Genomic DNA, 18,641 nt, shown 5'->3' on the forward strand with positions numbered 1-18,641 from the left:
AGCCCCGCCGGCGATTGAGGCGCGGGTCCGGGCGGAGCCCGGCGGCCGTCAGGCCGTGGCCGATTTCAGCGGGGTACCGGGGTCGGAGACCTTGGCGGGGTCCACGGGAACGCCCGTCTCGATGAGGCGGCGGCCCTGCGCCAGGTCGCGCGGACGGCCCACGGCCAGGACGGCGACCAGCGCGCCGTCGCGCAGCCAGCACACCGACCAGGCGGGTCCGGCCGGGTCCCCGCGCAGGATCAGGCCGTCGGCCCCGCCGTGGTGCCCGGCGTACTGCACGAAGCGCCCGAACTGCTCCGACCAGAAGTACGGCACCGGGTCGTAGACCTGGGCCGGCTCCCCGGCCAGGATGTTCGCCGCGACCGTCCTCGGCCCCTGGAGCGCGTTGTCCCAGTGGTGCACGAGCAGCCGCGTCCCGTACCGCCCGGACGGGAAGGAGGCGCAGTCGCCGACCGCGTACACCCCGGGCAGCGAGGTCCGCAGGTACGCGTCCGCGGTGACCGAGCCGTCGGGGCCGCGCTCCACGCCGGTCCCGTCCAGCCATCCGGTGGCGGGCCGGGCGCCGATGCCCACCACCACCGCGCCGGCCGGCAGGGCCCGCCCGTCCGCCAGCAGGACCCGCCCCTCCTCGATCCCGGCGACCTTCGCCCCGGTGATCAGCTCGGCGCCCGCCTCCCGGTACCAGCGTGCCATCGGCTCGGTGACCTCGGCGGGCAGGGCCCCCGCCAGCACCCGGTCCGCCGCCTCGACCACGGTGACCTCGCAGCCCGCCTCCCGGGCGGCGGTCGCGAACTCGGCGCCGATCCAGCCCGCCCCGACGACCACGGCGCGCGGCGACGCGGCCAGCACCGGGCGCAGCCGGGCCGCGTCGTCCAGGGTGCGCAGCAGGTGGACGCCCGGGACGCCCTCGGTCCCGGGGAGGGTCAGCGGCTGCGCGCCGGTGGCCAGCACGAGGATCCCGTACGGGACCGGTCCCGCCTCGGTGTCCAGCTCGTGGACGGCGGCGCGCAGTCCGGTGACCTCGACGCCGAGCCTGAGGTCGATGTCGAGGCCTTCGAAGTCCACGTCGAAGGCGGAGTCCTCGGCCTTGCCGAGGAGGACCGCCTTGGACAGCGGGGGCCGGTCGTAGGGCTGGTGGGGTTCGGCTCCCAGCAGGGTCACCGGGCCGGTGAAGCCCTGCTCGCGCAGGGCGACCGCGGTCTGGACCCCGGCCATTCCGGCGCCGACGATCACGACGCCGCGCTGATTCTGTTCCGTCTGCTCGCTCACGTTGCCACCCTATTCTTCTGACGCTCCGTCAGGAATAGGTGCCGCCTTACCCGCCCTCCACCGCCGGGTTAGTCTGGCCACCGTACCTATCGCGGGAGTCCGGCGCACCGGGCTGAGAGGGAGGCTGGCCGGCCTCCGACCGTACGAACCTGATCCGGGTCATGCCGGCGAAGGGAGGGGCTGGACGCCCATGCACTCGTCCCGAACACCTCGGAAGGGATCCGACGTCCTCGTCATCGGGGGCGGAATCATCGGCCTGGTCACCGCCTGGCGGGCCGCCGCGCGCGGACTGCGCACCGTACTCGCCGACCCCGCACCCGGCGGCGGCGCCGCCCAGGTCGCGGCCGGCATGCTCGCCCCCGTCACCGAACTGCACTACGGCGAGGAAGCCCTGCTGGGCCTCGGACTCGCCTCCGCCGCCCGCTACCCGGCGTTCGCCGCCGAGCTCGCCGAAGCCAGCGGCGGCATGGACATCGGCTACCGCGCCTGCGGCACCCTCGCCGTCGCCCTCGACGCCGACGACCGCCTCCACCTGCGCGAACTGCACGCCCTGCAGCGCCGCTGCGGCCTGGAGTCCGAGTGGCTCACCGGCCGCGAGTGCCGCCGCCTGGAGCCCATGCTCGCCCCGGGCGTACGCGGCGGCCTGCGCGTCGACGGCGACCACCAGGTCGACCCCCGCCGGCTCGCGGCCGCCCTGCTGGCCGCCTGCGAACACGCCGGCGTGACCATCCACCGGGCCGGCGCCGAGCGGCTCCTCACCACCGCCGACCGGGCGACCGGCGCCCTCCTCGACGACGGCACGGAGCTGCTCGCCGACCAGGTGGTCCTCGCCGCGGGCTCGCTCACCGGCCGGCTCGCGGGCGTACCGCCACAGGTCGTGGCCCCCGTACGGCCGGTCAAGGGACAGGTCCTGCGGCTCACGGTGCCGACGGCCTACGCGCCGTTCCTGTCACGGACCGTACGGGCCGTCGTCCGCGGCAGCCACGTCTACCTGGTGCCGCGCGAGAACGGCGAGCTCGTCATCGGCGCCACCAGCGAGGAACTCGGCTGGGACACCACCGTCACCGCGGGCGGGGTCTACGAACTCCTGCGCGACGCCCACGAACTGGTCCCCGGCATCACCGAACTCCCGCTCACCGAGACCCGGGCGGGACTGCGCCCCGGATCCCCCGACAACGCCCCGCTGCTCGGCCCGACCGAGCTGCCGGGCCTGCACCTGGCCACCGGGCACTACCGCAACGGGGTGCTGCTGACCCCGCTCACCGGCGACGTCCTCGCCGAGCTGCTGGCCACCGGCGAACTGCCGGAGATCGCGCGCCCCTTCACCCCCCGCCGGTTCTCCGCCGCACGTCAGGAGTCGTACGCATGACCATCTCCGTCAACGGCGAGCCGCGCGAGATCGCGGCCGGCGCCACCCTCGACACGGTGGTCGCCACCCTGACCACCGCCCCCTCCGGCGTCGCCGCCGCGCTCAACGAGACCGTGGTCCCGCGCGGCCAGTGGCCGGTCACCGTCGTGGGCGACGGCGACCGGGTCGAGATCCTGACCGCGGTACAGGGGGGCTGAGCGACATGGCGGACGACCTCTTCACCCTCGGCGGCCGGACCTTCACCTCCCGCCTGATCATGGGCACGGGCGGGGCTCCGAGCCTGGACGTCCTGGAACGCGCCCTCGTCGCCTCCGGCACCGAACTCACCACGGTCGCGATGCGGCGACTGGACCCCACGGTCCAGGGCTCCGTCCTGTCCGTGCTGACCAGGCTCGGCATCTCGGTCCTCCCCAACACGGCGGGCTGCTTCACGGCGGGCGAGGCCGTCCTCACGGCCCGGCTGGCCCGGGAGGCACTCGGCACGGACTGGATCAAGCTGGAGGTGGTCGCGGACGAACGGACCCTCCTGCCCGACGGCGTCGAGCTGCTGGACGCGGCCGAGATCCTGGTGGACGAGGGCTTCACGGTCCTCCCGTACACCAACGACGACCCGGTGCTCGCACGGAAGCTGGAGGACGTGGGCTGCGCGGCGATCATGCCGCTCGGGTCCCCCATCGGATCCGGCATGGGCATCCGCAACCCGCACAACTTCGAGCTGATCACGGAACGCGCGTCGGTCCCGGTCATCCTGGACGCGGGCGCGGGCACGGCGTCCGACGCGGCCCTGGCGATGGAACTGGGCTGCGCGGCGGTGATGCTGGCCTCGGCGGTGACCCGGGCACAGGAGCCGGTCCTCATGGCGTCGGCCATGCGCGACGCGGTCTCGGCGGGCCGCCTCGCCTTCCGCGCGGGCCGCATCCCCCAACGCCGCTTCGCCGAAGCCTCCTCCCCCACGGAAGGCCGCGCCACCCTGGACCCGGAACGCCCGGCGTTCTGAGGGGTACGAAGCCTCGGGGCGGGGCCTTCACCCCCGCGGCGCGGAGCCCCGAACCGGCGGCTGCCCACCCGCCCCCTCGGCGACGGCGGAACGGGGAGCGCGATGCGGGGCGGTGGCTCCGGGGTGATCGGGAGCCACCCGGCCGGTATCAGAGAAGCGGATGGGGGTTTCCCGTCAGTCCCATCGTCCCTCCGGGTCGGGCCGGTCCCTCAAGGGCGCTCCTCCTTCGTCGTCGCGTCGCTTCGCGATGTCGCTGCGCTCCACCCTTGACCGACCGTCCCGCCCCGGAGAAACGAAAGACTGCCGGGAAGCCCCCAAAGGAACGGGCCGGGCGATCAAGGATCAGGACGGGGACGGTCGGAGACACCCAGCCCCGTCCAGCGTGGGGCACGACCGACAGACGGGGCCGATAGGAGCCACCTGCCGGGTCGGGGGTAGCGCATCCAATCGCTACGCGCTCCTGACGTCTCAGCGTCCGGCGGCCGTCTTGGGCTGGACATAGGCCGCCCACGGCCTCGGTCCGGCACTCGACCTGCGTCCGACGACCGGCCCGGGCCGGGCACAGGCCGCCCCAGATCGCTACGCGCTTCTCCCTGACCGCGACCCACGGCCGTCAGCACCTGATGAGAGGGGCGGACGGCCGATAGTCCGGGTATTCCGTAGTGGAGCCGGGTCAGCGCGAACACCACACCACAAACCCACCCCCAAAGAGGGGCAATTGGGGCAATCTGTCGGCCCTTTTGGTCGCCCATGCGCGCTGACCCGCATCCACTGCGAAATAGGCGCTGTCCCACGTCTTTTCGCCCTGCGACGGACGTCAGGCGCCTCCCGGGAGAAGCGCCTGCGGGCCGTGGGCGGCTTGTGGCCGGCCACAGACGGTCGCCGGACGCGGGTCGAGCGCCGCACCGGGGCCTCGGGCGGCTTGTGAACGGCCACATACAGCCGTCGGTCGCTGTCGGCGAGAAGCGCCTGAGGCCGTGGGCGGTCTATGTCCAGCTACGGACGACCGTCGGCCGCTGTCAGTGAGAAACCCTTGCGGGGCGTGGGCGGCCTATGTCCAGCCCAAGACGGTCGTCGGACGCTGAGGGGTGAGGAGCGCGTAGCGATTTGGCGCGCCCCACCGACCCGGGCCCCCGGTCTGGATCGGCCCCGTCTGCCGGCCCTGGCTCACGCGGGACGGGGCTGGGCGGATCCGACGCCCCGTCCCTGGAAAGGATCCTCCGGCCCGTTCCTTTGGGGGCTTCCCGGCAGTCTTTCGTTTCTCCGGGGCGGGACGGTCGGTCAAGGGTGGCCGCAGGCCATCACGCAGTGACGCGACGAAGGAGCGCCCTTGAGGGACCGGCCCGACCCGGAGGGACGATGGGACTGACGGGAAACCCCCATCCGCTTCTCTGATACCGGCCGAGAGGATCCCGATCACCCCGAAGCAACCGCCCCGCCTTGCGCTCCCCGCTCCCCCGTCGCCGAGGGGGCGGGTGGGCAGCCGCCGGTTCGGGGCTCCGCGCCGCGGGGGTGGAGGCCCCGCCGCACCACCCCACGTCACAGCTGCGCTGCAAGGCGGCCGCCCCCGCCCGGCACCCGTCCGGCGGCTCGTAGAATCGGCGGGTGGATACGACCCTGGATGACCCCCTCGTCGGGCGCGTGCTCGACGGCCGCTACCGCATCGACGCCCGCATCGCGGCCGGCGGCATGGCCACGGTCTACCGGGCCGTCGACACCCGCCTCGACCGGGTGCTCGCCCTGAAGGTGATGCACCCGGCGCTCGCCGCCGACGCCGCCTTCGTCGACCGGTTCATCCGCGAGGCGAAGTCCGTCGCCCGGCTCGCGCACCCGAACGTTGTCGCCGTCTTCGACCAGGGCACGGACGGGCCGTACGTGTACCTGGCGATGGAGTACGTCTCCGGCTGCACCCTGCGCGACGTGCTCCGCGAGCGCGGCGCGCTCCAGCCCCGGGCGGCCCTCGACATCCTCGAACCGGTCCTCGCGGCCCTCGGCGCCGCCCACCGGGCCGGCTTCGTCCACCGCGACATGAAGCCCGAGAACGTGCTGATCGGGGACGACGGCCGGGTGAAGGTCGCGGACTTCGGGCTGGTCCGGTCGGTGGACTCGGTGACCAACACCACCGGTTCCGTCCTCGGCACCGTCTCCTACCTGGCCCCCGAGCAGATCGAGAACGGGGTCGCCGACACCCGCGTGGACGTCTACGCCTGCGGTGTCGTCCTCTACGAGATGCTCACCGGCTCCAAGCCCCACACCGGCGGCTCTCCCGCGCAGGTGCTCTACCAGCACCTGCACGAGGACGTCCCGCCCCCGTCCGCCGTGGTCCCCGGGCTCGCCGTCGGGCTCGACGAGCTGGTCGCGCAGGCCGCCGCCCGCAATCCCGAGCTGCGTCCCTACGACGCGGCCGCCCTGCTCGGCCTCACCCGCGAGGCCCGCGCGCTGCTCAGCGACGCCGAGCTGGACGCCGTACCCCCGCAGGCGCGTGCCGAGGCGCGCTCGTCCGCCGAGGACCGTACGGGCGTGATCCCGCGCCCGGTGGCCGCGCAGCAGCCCGTGCAGCACACCTCCCGCCTGGAGATGCCCCCCTCGCCGCCCGCTCCGCCCGCGCAGCGGCCTCAGGCCCCCGCTCGGCGGCCCCGCCGCGGGGTGCTGCTCGTCGTCGCGGGCGTGCTGCTCGCGCTCGGGCTCGGGGTCGGCGTCTGGTACATCAACTCCGGGCAGTTCACCAAGGTCCCCAATCTGCTCGGCAAGACGGAGGAGCAGGCCCGCTCCCAGCTGTCCGAGGCCGGGCTCGGGGTGAAGGCGGTGAACCGGAAGTTCAGCGACGCCTTCGACCGCGGGACGGTGATGAAGACCGATCCCCCGGGCGGCGGGCGGATCCGCGGCAACGACGCGGTGACCCTCACGATCTCCCGCGGCCCCGAGGTCGTGGCCGTGCCCAACCTGAAGGGCCGACCGCTGGAGGAGGCCAAGGCCGAGCTGACGCAGTCCGGGCTGGCGCCCGGCATGGTGACGCAGGCCTTCAGCCAGGACGTCGCCCAGGGTTCGGTGATCAGCACCAATCCGGCGGGCGGCGAGAAGCGGGCGCTCGACACGGCGGTCTCGCTGGTCGTCAGCAAGGGCCGCCCGGTGCCGGTCCCGAGCGTGACCGGGCTCCCCGCCGACCAGGCGACGGCGGCTCTCGAGGCCCTGGGCCTCAAGGCCGTGACGGCTCCCGAGCAGGTCAACGCACCCTTCGCGGCCGGTACGGTCGCCAACCAGTCGATCGGCGCCGGCACCCAGGCCGCGGCCGGGGACACGGTCACGCTGACCGTGTCCAAGGGTCCCCGGCAGGTCCCGGTCCCGAATGTGACCGGCCAGGACGTGGACGCGGCCCGCAAGGCGCTGGAGGCCGCCGGGTTCAAGGTGAAGGTGGACCGGCCGCTGATCTCCTTCAGCAACACGATCGACACCCAGTCGGTGCCAGCCGGGCAGAACGCCCCCGAGGGCAGCACGATCACCATCAAGACCAAGGGGCTGTAGGCCGTAGTGATGCGCAATCCAGTGGGCGGGCACGTCCCCGTTGCCGGGGGGCTCGCCTCGGTCGGCCTGGCGTACGCCCGGGAGATGGGGGCGGAGGCCGTCCAGGTCTTCGTCGCCAATCCGCGCGGCTGGGCCACTCCGGTCGGCAATCCGGCGCAGGACGAACGGTTCCGGGCCCAGTGCGCGGCCGAGTCCATCCCGGCGTACGTGCACGCCCCGTACCTGATCAACTTCGGCTCGCACACCGCGGCGACCGTGGAGAAGTCGGTGGAGTCGCTGCGCCATTCCTTGCGCCGCGGCCGGGAGATCGGTGCGCTCGGCGTGGTCGTGCACACCGGGTCGGCGACCGGGGGCCGCCCGCGGGCGGCTGCGTACGCGCAGGTCAGGGAGCACATGCTGCCGCTGCTGGACGAGCTGACGCATGACGACGACCCGTTCCTGCTGCTGGAGTCCACGGCCGGGCAGGGCTCCTCGCTGTGCTCGCTCGCCGAGGATTTCGGGCCGTACTTCGAGGCGCTGGACCACCATCCGAAGCTGGGGATCTGCCTGGACACCTGCCACATCTTCGCGGCGGGTCACGACCTGGCGGAGCCGGGCGGGACGAAGGTGACGCTGGACCTGCTGGTGCACACCGTGGGCGAGGGCCGGCTGAAGCTGGTCCACGCGAACGATTCCAAGGAGGGCGTCGGCGCCCACAAGGACCGGCACGCCAACATCGGCCAGGGGCACATCGGCCGGGACGCCTTCGCGGAGCTGTTCACGCACCCCGCGATGGACGGTGTTCCGCTGGTCATCGAGACGCCCGGCGGCAAGGAAGGGCACGCGGCGGACGTCGCGCTGCTGAAGGAGCTGCGCGGCCCGCGGTGATCCGCTGATTCCTTGAGGAATACCCCAGGGGGGTATACGGTTCCGTCAGTATCGACGGGACCGCTACCCGGCGTTCCCACGAGGGGGTTGTCATGGAGCACATGCACGAAGGGCACGAAGGCCACGAGGAGCGCACGGGTCACGTCGGCCACGAGGGGCACCACGGCCCCGCGCACGAGCACCACGAGCACCACGAGCACGGCGCCGGCGGCCCGGTCAGCTGGGGCACGGCGGCCCGGGCCACCCTGCACTGCCTCACCGGATGCGCCATCGGCGAGGTGCTCGGCATGATCATCGGTACCGCGCTGGGCTGGGGGAACGTCCAGACGATGATCCTGGCGATCGTCCTCGCGTTCTTCTTCGGCTACGCGCTCACCCTGCGCGGGATCCTCGCCGCCGGCGTCGGCCTGCGTACGGCCGTCCGGGTGGCGCTGGCCGCGGACACCCTTTCGATCGCCGTCATGGAGCTGATCGACAACGGGGTGATCGCCCTGTGGCCCGGAGCGATGGACGCACACCTGTCGGAGCCGCTGTTCTGGATCGTCCTGGCGATCTCGCTGGCGGCCGCCTTCGTGATCACGACCCCGGTCAACAAGTGGATGATCGGCCGCGGCAAGGGTCACGCGGTCGTGCACCAGTACCACCACTGAGCGGGACCGGCCGGCAGGGCGCCCGCTACAGTTCGGGGCCCTCCCCGGGCTCCTCCTGGTACGAGTAGCGCTGCTCGCGCCACGGGTCGCCGATGTTGTGGTAGCCGCGCTCCTCCCAGAAGCCGCGGCGGTCGGCGGTCATGTACTCGATGCCGCGGACCCACTTGGGGCCCTTCCAGGCGTACAGGTGCGGGACCACCAGCCGTACCGGGAAACCGTGCTCGGCGGTGAGCAGTTCACCGCCCTCGTGGGTGGCGAAGACGGTCCGGTCGGAGGCGAAGTCGGCCAGCCGCAGGTTGGAGCTGAAGCCGTACTCGGCCCACACCATCACATGCGTGACCTGCGGCGCGGGCGGAGCCAGGGCGAGGACCTCACGGGCGAGCACGCCGCCCCATTCGGCGCCCTGCATGCTGAACTTCGTGACGCAGTGCAGATCGGCCACGACGGAGTCGAACGGCAGGGCCGTGAACTCCTCATGGTTCCAGCAGTGCTTGTCCCCGTCGGCCGTCGCGCCGAAGACGCGGAACTCCCAGCGGTCCGGCTTGAACTTGGGTACGGGCCCGTAGTGGGTGACCGGCCAGCCCTTCTGCAGCCGCTGCCCCGGTGGAAGCTCCAGCTGCTCTGCTCCCGGAGATTCCCGGCTTTCCGGCTGACCCATGACTCCATGGTGACAGACTGGGCAGGGTGGTCATGACCAGGTCCTGACCGATTCGGGCAAGTCACGGTAACTCCCACTAAGGAGGCACTTACTGGACGGTCTCCGGCGGCGGTGCAAGGATGCGCGCAACTGCCCCGTCACATAGCTGACATTGCCTGGAAGGAGCCTCTGCGATGCAGGGCGACCCCGAGGTCCTTGAGTTTCTGAACGAGCAGCTGACCGGCGAGCTGACGGCCATCAACCAGTACTGGCTGCACTACCGCATCCAGGACAACAAGGGCTGGACCAAGCTCGCCAAGTACACGCGTGAAGAGTCCATCGACGAGATGAAGCACGCGGACAAGATCACCGAGCGCATCCTGATGCTCGACGGTCTGCCGAACTACCAGCGCCTCTTCCACGTGCGTGTCGGGCAGACGCTCACGGAGATGTTCCAGGCGGACCGCCAGGTCGAGGTCGAGGCCATCGACCGGCTCAAGCGGGGCATCGAGGTCATGCGAGGCAAGGGCGACATCACCTCGGCCCGGCTCTTCGAGGAGATCCTGGAGGACGAGGAGCACCACATCGACTACCTCGACACCCAGCTGGAGCTCATCGAGTCCCTGGGCGAGCCGCTCTACATCGCGCAGCTGATCGAGCAGCCGAGCTGACCCGGCCGATCGGGCCGATCGGGCGCTAGGCCGCTTCCGCCAGCTCCGCCGAGCGGGCCGAACCCGGCTCCGCGGCGAGCACGGCCGCGCCCTGGCCCTTCTCCAGCAACTCCCGGCGGGGGCAGGCCCCACGGCCGAGGATGCCCTGGATGGTGCGCACGCAGGATCCGCAGTCGGTGCCGGCCTTGGTGGCCGAGGCGATCTGGCGCGGGGTGCAGGCCCCGGCGGCCGCGTGCTCCTTGACCTGCTTGTCGGTGACACCGAAGCAAGAGCAGACGTACACGCGGTTCACCTCCCAGGGCGGAATGGTTCAGCGGTTCAGCGATTGCGGCGAGCCATCCCCGTTTCGGTGAGGCTTACCTAACCGTACCCAAAGTTAGGGTGGCCTAAAAGCCCTGGATACGACAGTGGGGCGCGGATCACATCGATCCGCGCCCCACTGTCGTACGAAGCTACTGACTGATCCCTACTGGTCGCGGTACATCTCGGCGACGAGGAACGCCAGGTCCAGGGACTGGCTGCGGTTGAGCCGCGGGTCGCAGGCCGTCTCGTAGCGCTGGTGCAGGTCGTCGACGAAGATCTCGTCGCCGCCGCCCACGCACTCGGTGACGTCGTCACCGGTGAGCTCGACGTGGATGCCGCCCGGGTGGGTGCCGAGGGCCTTGTGGACCTCGAAGAAGCCCTTGACCTCGTCGAGCACGTCGTCGAAACGGCGCGTCTTGTGGCCGGAGGCCGCCTCGAAGGTGTTGCCGTGCATCGGGTCGGTGACCCAGGCGACGATCGCGCCGGAGGCGGTGACCTTCTCGACCAGCTCGGGGAGCTTGTCGCGGACCTTGTCGGCGCCCATGCGGACGACGAAGGTCAGCCGGCCCGGCTCGCGCTCGGGGTCCAGGCGGTCGATGTACGTCAGCGCCTCGTCCACCGTGGTGGTGGGGCCGAGCTTGATGCCGATCGGGTTGGCGATCTGCGAGCAGAACTCGATGTGCGCGTGGTCCAGCTGGCGGGTGCGCTCACCGATCCAGACCATGTGGCCGGAGGTGTCGTACAGCTTGCCGGTGCGCGAGTCGGTGCGGGTCAGCGCGCCCTCGTAGTCGAGCAGCAGCGCCTCGTGGGAGGCGTAGAACTCGACGGCCTTGAACTCGGCCGGGTCGGTGCCACAGGCCTTCATGAAGTTCAGCGCGTTGTCGATCTCCCGGGCCAGCTGCTCGTACCGCTGGCCGGACGGGGAGGACTTCACGAAGTCCTGGTTCCAGGCGTGCACCTGGCGCAGGTCGGCGTAGCCACCGGTGGTGAAGGCGCGCACCAGGTTGAGCGTCGAGGCGGACGCGTTGTACATGCGCTTCAGGCGCTCCGGGTCCGGGACCCGGGCCTCCTCGGTGAAGGCGAAGCCGTTGACGGAGTCGCCGCGGTAGGTCGGCAGGGTGACGCCGTCGCGGGTCTCGGTGTCCTTGGAGCGCGGCTTGGAGTACTGGCCCGCGATGCGGCCGACCTTGACGACGGGCACGGAGGCCGCGTACGTCAGGACGGCGCTCATCTGGAGCAGCGTCTTCAGCTTGGCGCGGATGTGGTCGGCGGAGACGCCGTCGAAGGCCTCGGCACAGTCGCCGCCCTGGAGCAGGAACGCCTCGCCCTTGGCGACGGCTCCCAGACGGGCACGCAGCTGGTCGCATTCACCCGCGAAGACGAGGGGAGGATACGACTCGAGGTCCGCGACGACAGCGCGCAGAGCCTCGGCATCGGGGTACGAAGGCTGCTGCGCCGCGGGAAGGTCTCGCCAGGTCGCCTTGGCGGCGGGGGCTTGGGTTTCAGCGTTCACGGTCACCTCGTACACATTACGGCGTCACAGGCCGCGTCCGGCCCCCCGCCCACAACGTGAGACGAACCAGCTCAAAGGTCGCGGACGCCCGGCGGAACGGAATCCATGGTTCAGCTCGCGTCGTGAGACAGATCCTGCCCCGCGGGGCCGGTCTGGGCTAAGGTGCCCCACATGTACGCGCACTCGAACCAGAACTGGTGGTGGCCCGCTCCCGGCGGCCCACTTCTCGCGCGTACCTGAAGACACGCACGACGCGAAGGCCGCCCCGAGGGGCGGCCTTCCGCGTTTTCGACCACGCTGTCGGATCCCAGGGGCCGCTCCTCCCGCCGGAAGGACGCTCCATCCCATGAATCCCAGCCGACCCGACCGACTGAGCCGACTGCTCGATCCCGCCGGTCCGCCGTTCGCCCTGCTGCGCCGGCGGACCCCCGGCCGCGACCACGACACCGTCGAGGTGCTGATCGGGCAGGTGGGCGAGGTCGAGCACCTCGCCGACCTGCCCGTCGGCGAGCTGCCCGCCCTCGCTCTCGTCCCCTTCCGGCAGATCCGGGAGCGCGGTTTCGACGTACGCGACGACGGCACCCCGCTGAGCGTGCTGGTCGCCGAGGAGGCGTACGAGATCCCGCTCGCCGAGGCGCTGGCCGCACTGCCGGACCGTCCGGTGCGGGTCGACGGCGGCGGCTTCGACGTGGCCGACGAGGAGTACGCGGCCACGGTCCGGCGGGTCATCGAGGACGAGATCGGCCGCGGCGAGGGCGCGAACTTCGTCATCCGGCGCACCTACGGGGGCCGCATCGACGGCTTCGGCCGGGCCGACGCGCTCGCGCTGTTCCGGCGGCTGCTGGAGGGCGAGCGGGGCGCCTACTGGACGTACGTCGTCCACACCGGGGAGCGGACGCTCGTCGGGGCCAGCCCGGAGGTTCACGTGCGGATGTCCGGCGGGACGGTCGTGATGAATCCGATCAGCGGCACCTACCGCCATCCGGCCGGGGGGCCGACGGCCGACTCCCTCCTGGCCTTCCTCGCCGACCGCAAGGAGACCGAGGAACTCTCGATGGTGGTCGACGAGGAACTGAAGATGATGTGCACGGTCGGCGACATGGGCGGGGTCGTCGTCGGACCGCGGCTGAAGGAGATGTCCCACCTCGCGCACACCGAGTACGAGCTGCGCGGCCGGTCCTCGCTGGACGTGCGGGAGGTGCTGCGCGAAACCATGTTCGCGGCGACCGTCACCGGATCGCCGGTGCAGAACGCCTGCCGGGTCATCGAGCGGTACGAGGCGGGCGGGCGCGGCTACTACGCGGGCGCACTGGCCCTGCTGGGCGTGGACCCCGCGGGGGCGCAGACCCTCGACTCCCCCATCCTGATCCGCACCGCCGACATCGCGGCGGACGGCACGCTGCGGGTGCCGGTGGGCGCCACGCTGGTCCGGCACTCGGATCCGGCGGGCGAGGTGGCCGAGACCCACGCGAAGGCGGCGGGGGTGCTGGCGGCGCTCGGGGTGCGGCCGGCCGCGCCGCGCCCGGCCTTCGAGGGGGTCCGGCTGGCGGACGACCCTCGGGTGCGGGCGGCCCTCGCGGCGCGCCGCAAGGACCTGGCGCCGTTCTGGCTGCGGATGCAGGAGCGGCCGGCCGGGCCGGCGGGCCATGCGCTGGTGGTGGACGGCGAGGACACCTTCACGGCGATGCTGGCGCACGTCCTGAGGGTGGCCGGGCTGGAGGTGACCGTACGCCGCTACGACGATCCGGGGCTGCGGGCGGCGGCCCTGGCCTGGGCGGGCCCGGTCGTCCTGGGCCCCGGCCCGGGCAACCCTGCCGAGGCCGCGGACCCCAGGATGCGGATGCTGCGCGCGCTGACGGCCGAGCTGCTGGCCGGGCACCGGCACGGTCTGCTCGGGGTCTGCCTGGGGCACGAGCTGCTGGCGGCCGAGCTGGGCCTCCCGCTGGTCCGCAAGGCGGAACCGGCCCAGGGGGCGCAGACCCGGATCGACTTCTTCGGGGCCGAGGAGGTGGTCGGCTTCTACAACACGTACACCGCGCACTGCGAGGGAGCCCTGGCCGCGCGGCTCGCCGCCGAGGGGGTCGAGGTGGCCCGCGACCCCGGGACGGGCGAGGTGCACGCCCTGCGGTCCCCGGCCGGGGGCTTCGCGGGCGTGCAGTTCCACCCCGAGTCGGTCCTCACCCTGCGCGGCGCGGACCTGCTGCGCGAGCTCCTCGCGGCGGTCACGGCCGGGGTCCGGACCGCTTCCTAGGCTCCGCCTCCGGGCGCGGGGGCCGCCCCCGCGGCCCGGCGGGCGCGGACGGACCGGAGCCCCTGCCACGACAGGATCGCCAGCATCACCGGGGCCCCGAACAGCAGGACGGAGACCGCGCCGAGTGCCAGCCCGAGGGACAGCACCATGCCGACGGCGTGGTCGGCGACCTCCAGCCATGCGCCGGTCCGCCGGCCGGGCTCGGCCCGGCGCGCCAGGTGCGCGGCGCGGTAGACGTACAGCAGTTGCACGAAGGCGAAGGCGAAGAGGATCCAGCGGATCCAGTCGGGTATGTCCACGGTGCGAACATAGGCGCTCCGCCGCCCTCCGTCATGGACGGGAGGTGAACGCGGGCGGAAGTCCGGGGGCGTGTCCTATTCGGGCGGGACCAGGGTGTTCTCGGAGCGGCGGCCCGCCAGGTAGTCGGCCACGTTGGCGACGGTGGCGTCGATGATCTGGCCCACCGCGTCCGTCGTGTAGTACGCCTGGTGGGAGGTCACGACGACGTGCGGGAAGGTGACGAGGCGGGCCAGGGTGTCGTCCTCGACGGCCTCCAGCGACTTGTCCATGAAGAAGACGCCGGCCTCCGCCTCGTACACGTCCAGGCCGACGCCTTCGAAGCGGCCCGCCCGGAGCTCGTCGACCAGGGCCTCGGTGTCGATCAGCCCGCCGCGGCTGGAGTTCACCAGGATCGCGTCGTCCCGCATCCGGCGCAGCGCGGCCGCGTCGATGAGGTGCCGGGTGGAATCCAGCAGCGGTACGTGCAGGCTGATCAGGTCCGAGGACTCCAGGAGCTCGTCCTTGTCCACGTACGTCATGCCGAGCTCCAGGCAGGCCGGGTTCTGCACCACGTCCCAGCCCAGCAGGCGCATGCCGAAGCCGTGCGCGATCCGGGTGAACGCCTCCCCGATCTTGCCGGTGCCGAGCACGCCGACAGTGCGGCCGTGGAAGTCCCGGCCCATCAGCCCGTTCAGCCGGAAGTCGAAGTCCCGGGTCCGGGTCGTCGCCCGCACGAGCCGCCGGTTCACGGCCATCGCGAGGGCCCAGGCGAACTCGGCGACCGCGTAGGGCGAGTAGTACGAGACCCGGCCGATCGTCATGCCGAGGCGCCGGGCCTCGTCCAGGTCGATGTTGTTGAAGCCGGTGGACCGCTGGGTGATCATCTTCGTCCCGCCCGCCGCCAGCATCCGCAGCACCCGGCCGCTCAGGTCGGCGTTGACGCTGGAGGAGACGATCTCGTACCCGGCGGCGATCGGCGCGGTGTCCTCCTCCAGGAAGACCTCCAGGCAGCGGACGTCGTGGGTGTCCGCGAAGGCCTGCTCCAGGAGCGGCTTCTCGTCGGCGGTCACTCCGAATGCCAGGATCTCCACGCCCGCTCCCCGCACCTCGACACCATGGGCCGTTCGTCACGATACGGCCCATGGTGGCGGGCCGCCGCTCAGCCGAAGAAGACTCCGGCCTCCTTGTACAGCGCGGGATCCACCGTCTTCAGCTTCGACGTCGCCTCGGAGATCGGCACCCGGACGATGTCCGTCCCCCTGAGCGCGACCATCTTCCCGAAGTCCCCGTCGCGCACCGCGTCGATCGCGTGCAGACCGAACCGGGTCGCGAGCCACCGGTCGAAGGCGCTCGGCGTGCCGCCCCGCTGGACGTGCCCGAGCACCGTCGTACGGGCCTCCTTGCCCGTCCGTGCCTCGATCTCCTTGGCCAGCCACTCGCCCACGCCCGACAGCCGGACGTGGCCGAAGGAGTCCAGGGTGCCGTCCTTCAGGACCATCTCCCCGTCCTTGGGCATGGCTCCTTCGGCGACCACCACGATCGGCGCGTAGCTGGCCTTGAACCGGGAGGTCACCCAGGCGCAGACCTCGTCCACGTCGAAGCGCTGCTCCGGGACGAGGATGACGTTGGCACCGCCCGCGAGGCCCGAGTGCAGGGCGATCCAGCCGGCGTGGCGGCCCATGACCTCGACGACCAGGACCCGCATGTGGGACTCGGCCGTGGTGTGCAGCCGGTCGATGGCCTCGGTCGCGATGCCGACGGCGGTGTCGAAGCCGAAGGTGTAGTCGGTGGCCGACAGGTCGTTGTCGATGGTCTTGGGCACGCCGACGCAGGGGACGCCGTACTCCTCGTACAGCCGGGCCGCGACCCCGAGGGTGTCTTCGCCGCCGATCGCGATGAGCGCGTCCACCTCGTACTTCGCGAGGTTCTCCTTGATGTCGCGCACGCCGTTCTCCGTCTTGAACGGATTGGTGCGCGAGGAGCCGAGGATGGTGCCGCCGCGGGGCAGGATGCCGCGGACGGCGGGGATGTCGAGGGGGACGGTGCGCCCCTCGATCGCGCCCCGCCAGCCGTCCTTGAACCCGACGAACCCGCAGCCGTACTCCTGCTCGCCCTTGCGGACGACGGCCCTGATCACCGCGTTGAGCCCGGGGCAGTCGCCGCCGCCGGTCAGCACTCCGACCTTCATGGAATCTCCAATCGCCATGACCGTCACGCTAGTGGTGACCCAGGTCACATCAAGGGGCTTGGAGAGCGCAATTCCGGTGGAATCGTGAGGCGTTGTGTACACCCGTTCACTCGTACGAGGACGTAAGTACGATCGACGGGCGGTGCGGGACGTCCCCCGGCGGGTGCTACGCGTCGTCGAGGCCGCGTTCTATGGCATACCGGACGAGCTCCACCCGGTTGTGCAACTGCAGCTTGCCCAGGGTGTTCTGGACGTGGTTCTGCACGGTGCGGTGGGAGATGACCAGACGCTCCGCGATCTGCTTGTACGACAGCCCCTTGGCCACGAGCCGCAGCACCTCGGTCTCGCGGTCGGTCAGTTGCGGGGCCTTCGGCTCGTCGGAGGCGGCCGACAGCGGGTCGGTGGCCAGGCGCCGGTACTCGCCGAGCACCAGCCCGGCCAGGCCCGGGGTGAAGACCGGGTCGCCGGCCGCGGTGCGGCGGACGGCGTCGATCAGCTCCTGGGCGCCGGCGGACTTCATCAGGTAGCCGGTCGCGCCGGACTTCACAGCCTCCAGGACGTCCGCGTGCTCACCGCTGGCCGACAGGACCAGGACCCGCAGCGCCGGATTGGCGCCGACCAGTTCCTTGCAGACCTGCACGCCCGGCATGCCGGGCAGGTTGAGGTCGAGGACCAGCACGTCGGGCGTGACGGCGTGGGCCCGGCGGACCGCCTCGGGGCCGTCGCCCGCCGTGGCGACGACGTCGAAGCCCGCCGCGGCCAGGTCGCGGGCGACCGCGTCCCGCCACATCGGATGGTCGTCGACGACCATCACCCTTATGTCGTGCAGCTCGTTCGGCCTGTTCGGGTCGTTCACGTCGGTGCGCTCGCTCATCTCTTGTCCGTCCTCCCCCTGGGTACCTTCAGTTCCACCTCGGTGCCCTGCCCGGGAACGGACACCAGGTCGGCGCTGCCGCCGAGATCGCGCAGCCTGCCGCGGATGGACAGGGCCACCCCCATCCGGCCCTCGCCCGCCGCCTGGTCGAGCCGGCCCGCCGGGATGCCGGGGCCGTCGTCGCGAACGGTCACGATGACCTCGTCGCCCCAGTCCTCGACGAGGATCCAGGCCCGCGCCCCCTCCCCGGCGTGCTTGCGCACGTTGTCCAGGGCGGCGCCGACCGCCGCGGCCAGCTCCTTCGCGGCCGGCACCGGCAGCGGCACCGGGGTGCCCGGCTCGGCGAAGCTGACGCGGGACCCGGCGTGCGGGGCGAGGAGCGTGCGCAGGTCGAGCTCGCCGTCCTCGGCGCCCGGCTCGTCCACCTCGTACGCGTCCACCAGCGCGCCGCGCGACTCGTCGTGGGAGACCCGGGAGGGCTGCACCAGCCCGCTGGAGACCAGCGTGCGCAGCGCCACCTCCTGCTCCCCCGCCATCCGGCCGAGCTCCTCGGCCTCGCCGCCCAGCTCGCTGCCGCGCCGCTGGACCATGGCGAGGACCTGGAGGACCCCGTCGTGGATGTCGCGGGCGAGGCGCTCGCGCTCGCGGGTGGCCGCCTCGATCTCCAGGGCGCGGGCGAGGGTGTTCTCACTGGCCCGGGCGACTTCGACCACGTAGCCGATGGCCACGGAGGCGACCCACACGAGCAGGACGTTGTGCAGGGTGTCCCGGGTCGGCGTGCCGGTGTGGATGGCGAGGTTGGCGGCCGCCACGAAGGTGGAGGCGAAACACGCCCAGCGCCAGCCGCCCTTGATGGCGAAGGCGAGGACCGCGCCCGCCGTCCAGATGGTGGGGAGGGTGCTGCCGCCCGCGTGGATCCGCGCCTGGGTGTCGGCGACCGGCGTGAGCGCGATCCCGACGATCGCGACGGTGAGGTCGGCGACGAGGAAGCCCTTGGTGCAGCTGGCGGCGTTCGCCACCTTGCGGGAGGTGGCGAGGGTCCAGACGGCGAGGGCGGCGAGGTAGCCGATCGCGACCCCGGGGCGGGGGAACTCCTTGTGCGCGACGGCGAACAGCGCCACGGCGTAGACCATGGTCAGCAGCCGGTAGGCGGTCAGGGCGCGCCAGAGCGGCTGCTCGACCGACATGCGTACGACGCGTTCGCGTTTCGCCATCTCCCCCACCCCTCGTGGGCGGTACCGCCCACGCGCA

The 18,641-nt window shown here is 72.1% G+C and carries 17 protein-coding genes and 1 riboswitch; of the genes, 8 read left to right on the forward strand and 9 right to left on the reverse strand.

The annotated features are described in order from the left end of the window. Positions 1-48: 48 nt before the first annotated feature. Complete coding sequence (locus ACXNSR_RS11390; RefSeq protein WP_458641959.1) at positions 49-1,269, reverse strand: NAD(P)/FAD-dependent oxidoreductase; 1,221 nt, start codon at positions 1,267-1,269, stop codon at positions 49-51. A gap of 81 nt (positions 1,270-1,350) precedes the next feature. Beyond that, a riboswitch (TPP riboswitch) is annotated at positions 1,351-1,462 on the forward strand. Here ACXNSR_RS11390 and thiO point away from each other — a divergent pair. The 6 genes from thiO to ACXNSR_RS11420 all read left to right on the forward strand — a co-directional run bounded on the left by thiO (position 1,460) and on the right by ACXNSR_RS11420 (position 8,674). Next, a complete protein-coding gene (gene thiO / locus ACXNSR_RS11395; RefSeq protein ID WP_458641960.1) occupies positions 1,460-2,638 on the forward strand; it encodes a glycine oxidase ThiO in 1,179 nt (392 codons plus the stop codon). (Overlaps the previous riboswitch by 3 nt.) After that, positions 2,635-2,835, forward strand: a complete 201-nt coding sequence (gene thiS / locus ACXNSR_RS11400; protein WP_458641961.1) for a sulfur carrier protein ThiS — start codon at positions 2,635-2,637, stop codon at positions 2,833-2,835. Before thiO ends, thiS begins: the two co-directional genes overlap by 4 nt. 5 nt (positions 2,836-2,840) lie before the next feature. Continuing rightward, a complete protein-coding gene (locus ACXNSR_RS11405; RefSeq protein ID WP_458641962.1) occupies positions 2,841-3,635 on the forward strand; it encodes a thiazole synthase in 795 nt (264 codons plus the stop codon). Positions 3,636-5,240: 1,605 nt separating this feature from the next. Next, positions 5,241-7,157, forward strand: a complete 1,917-nt coding sequence (gene pknB, locus ACXNSR_RS11410; protein ID WP_458641963.1) for a Stk1 family PASTA domain-containing Ser/Thr kinase — start codon at positions 5,241-5,243, stop codon at positions 7,155-7,157. Positions 7,158-7,166: 9 nt separating this feature from the next. Further along, positions 7,167-8,024 (forward strand): deoxyribonuclease IV, encoded by an 858-nt coding sequence (locus ACXNSR_RS11415; RefSeq protein WP_458641964.1) that lies wholly within the window; start codon positions 7,167-7,169, stop codon positions 8,022-8,024. 101 nt (positions 8,025-8,125) lie between these two features. Then, positions 8,126-8,674, forward strand: a complete 549-nt coding sequence (locus ACXNSR_RS11420; protein WP_458643270.1) for a DUF4396 domain-containing protein — start codon at positions 8,126-8,128, stop codon at positions 8,672-8,674. A 25-nt stretch (positions 8,675-8,699) separates the two neighbouring features. Here ACXNSR_RS11420 and ACXNSR_RS11425 read toward each other — a convergent pair whose 3' ends face one another. Further along, positions 8,700-9,332, reverse strand: a complete 633-nt coding sequence (locus tag ACXNSR_RS11425; protein WP_458641965.1) for a sulfite oxidase-like oxidoreductase — start codon at positions 9,330-9,332, stop codon at positions 8,700-8,702. Between the two features lie 173 nt (positions 9,333-9,505). On the opposite strand from ACXNSR_RS11425, the gene bfr reads away from it, so the two are divergent. After that, positions 9,506-9,982, forward strand: coding sequence for a bacterioferritin (gene bfr / locus ACXNSR_RS11430; RefSeq protein ID WP_030010525.1), 477 nt, complete (start codon positions 9,506-9,508; stop codon positions 9,980-9,982). Positions 9,983-10,007: 25 nt separating this feature from the next. Here bfr and ACXNSR_RS11435 read toward each other — a convergent pair whose 3' ends face one another. Further along, positions 10,008-10,265, reverse strand: a complete 258-nt coding sequence (locus ACXNSR_RS11435) for a (2Fe-2S)-binding protein (RefSeq protein ID WP_382515398.1) — start codon at positions 10,263-10,265, stop codon at positions 10,008-10,010. Between the two features lie 183 nt (positions 10,266-10,448). After that, the gene (locus tag ACXNSR_RS11440; protein ID WP_150257096.1) at positions 10,449-11,804 is read right to left on the reverse strand and encodes a class II 3-deoxy-7-phosphoheptulonate synthase; all 1,356 of its coding nucleotides are present in this window, start codon (positions 11,802-11,804) and stop codon (positions 10,449-10,451) included. A gap of 340 nt (positions 11,805-12,144) precedes the next feature. Between ACXNSR_RS11440 and ACXNSR_RS11445 the strand changes: the two genes are divergently transcribed. Continuing rightward, complete coding sequence (locus ACXNSR_RS11445) at positions 12,145-14,049, forward strand: anthranilate synthase family protein (RefSeq protein WP_458641966.1); 1,905 nt, start codon at positions 12,145-12,147, stop codon at positions 14,047-14,049. On the opposite strand, the gene ACXNSR_RS11450 is transcribed toward ACXNSR_RS11445, so the two are convergent. The 5 genes from ACXNSR_RS11450 to macS form a co-directional block, all read right to left on the reverse strand. Continuing rightward, a complete protein-coding gene (locus ACXNSR_RS11450; protein ID WP_458641967.1) occupies positions 14,046-14,348 on the reverse strand; it encodes a hypothetical protein in 303 nt (100 codons plus the stop codon). The genes ACXNSR_RS11445 and ACXNSR_RS11450 overlap by 4 nt on opposite strands. Before the next feature lie 75 nt (positions 14,349-14,423). Continuing rightward, positions 14,424-15,419, reverse strand: coding sequence for a 2-hydroxyacid dehydrogenase (locus ACXNSR_RS11455; RefSeq protein ID WP_458641968.1), 996 nt, complete (start codon positions 15,417-15,419; stop codon positions 14,424-14,426). Positions 15,420-15,487: 68 nt separating this feature from the next. Next, positions 15,488-16,516 carry a 6-phosphofructokinase gene (locus tag ACXNSR_RS11460; protein ID WP_458643271.1) on the reverse strand — a complete coding sequence of 343 codons (1,029 nt, stop codon included), beginning with the start codon at positions 16,514-16,516 and terminating at the stop codon, positions 15,488-15,490. A gap of 166 nt (positions 16,517-16,682) precedes the next feature. Then, entirely contained in the window at positions 16,683-17,390 is a 708-nt protein-coding gene (locus tag ACXNSR_RS11465) for a response regulator (RefSeq protein WP_458641969.1), read from the reverse strand. Further along, positions 17,387-18,604, reverse strand: a complete 1,218-nt coding sequence (gene macS, locus ACXNSR_RS11470; RefSeq protein WP_458641970.1) for a MacS family sensor histidine kinase — start codon at positions 18,602-18,604, stop codon at positions 17,387-17,389. Before macS ends, ACXNSR_RS11465 begins: the two co-directional genes overlap by 4 nt. Positions 18,605-18,641 lie beyond the last annotated feature (37 nt).

This window comes from Streptomyces sp. NC-S4, from assembly GCF_054353315.1.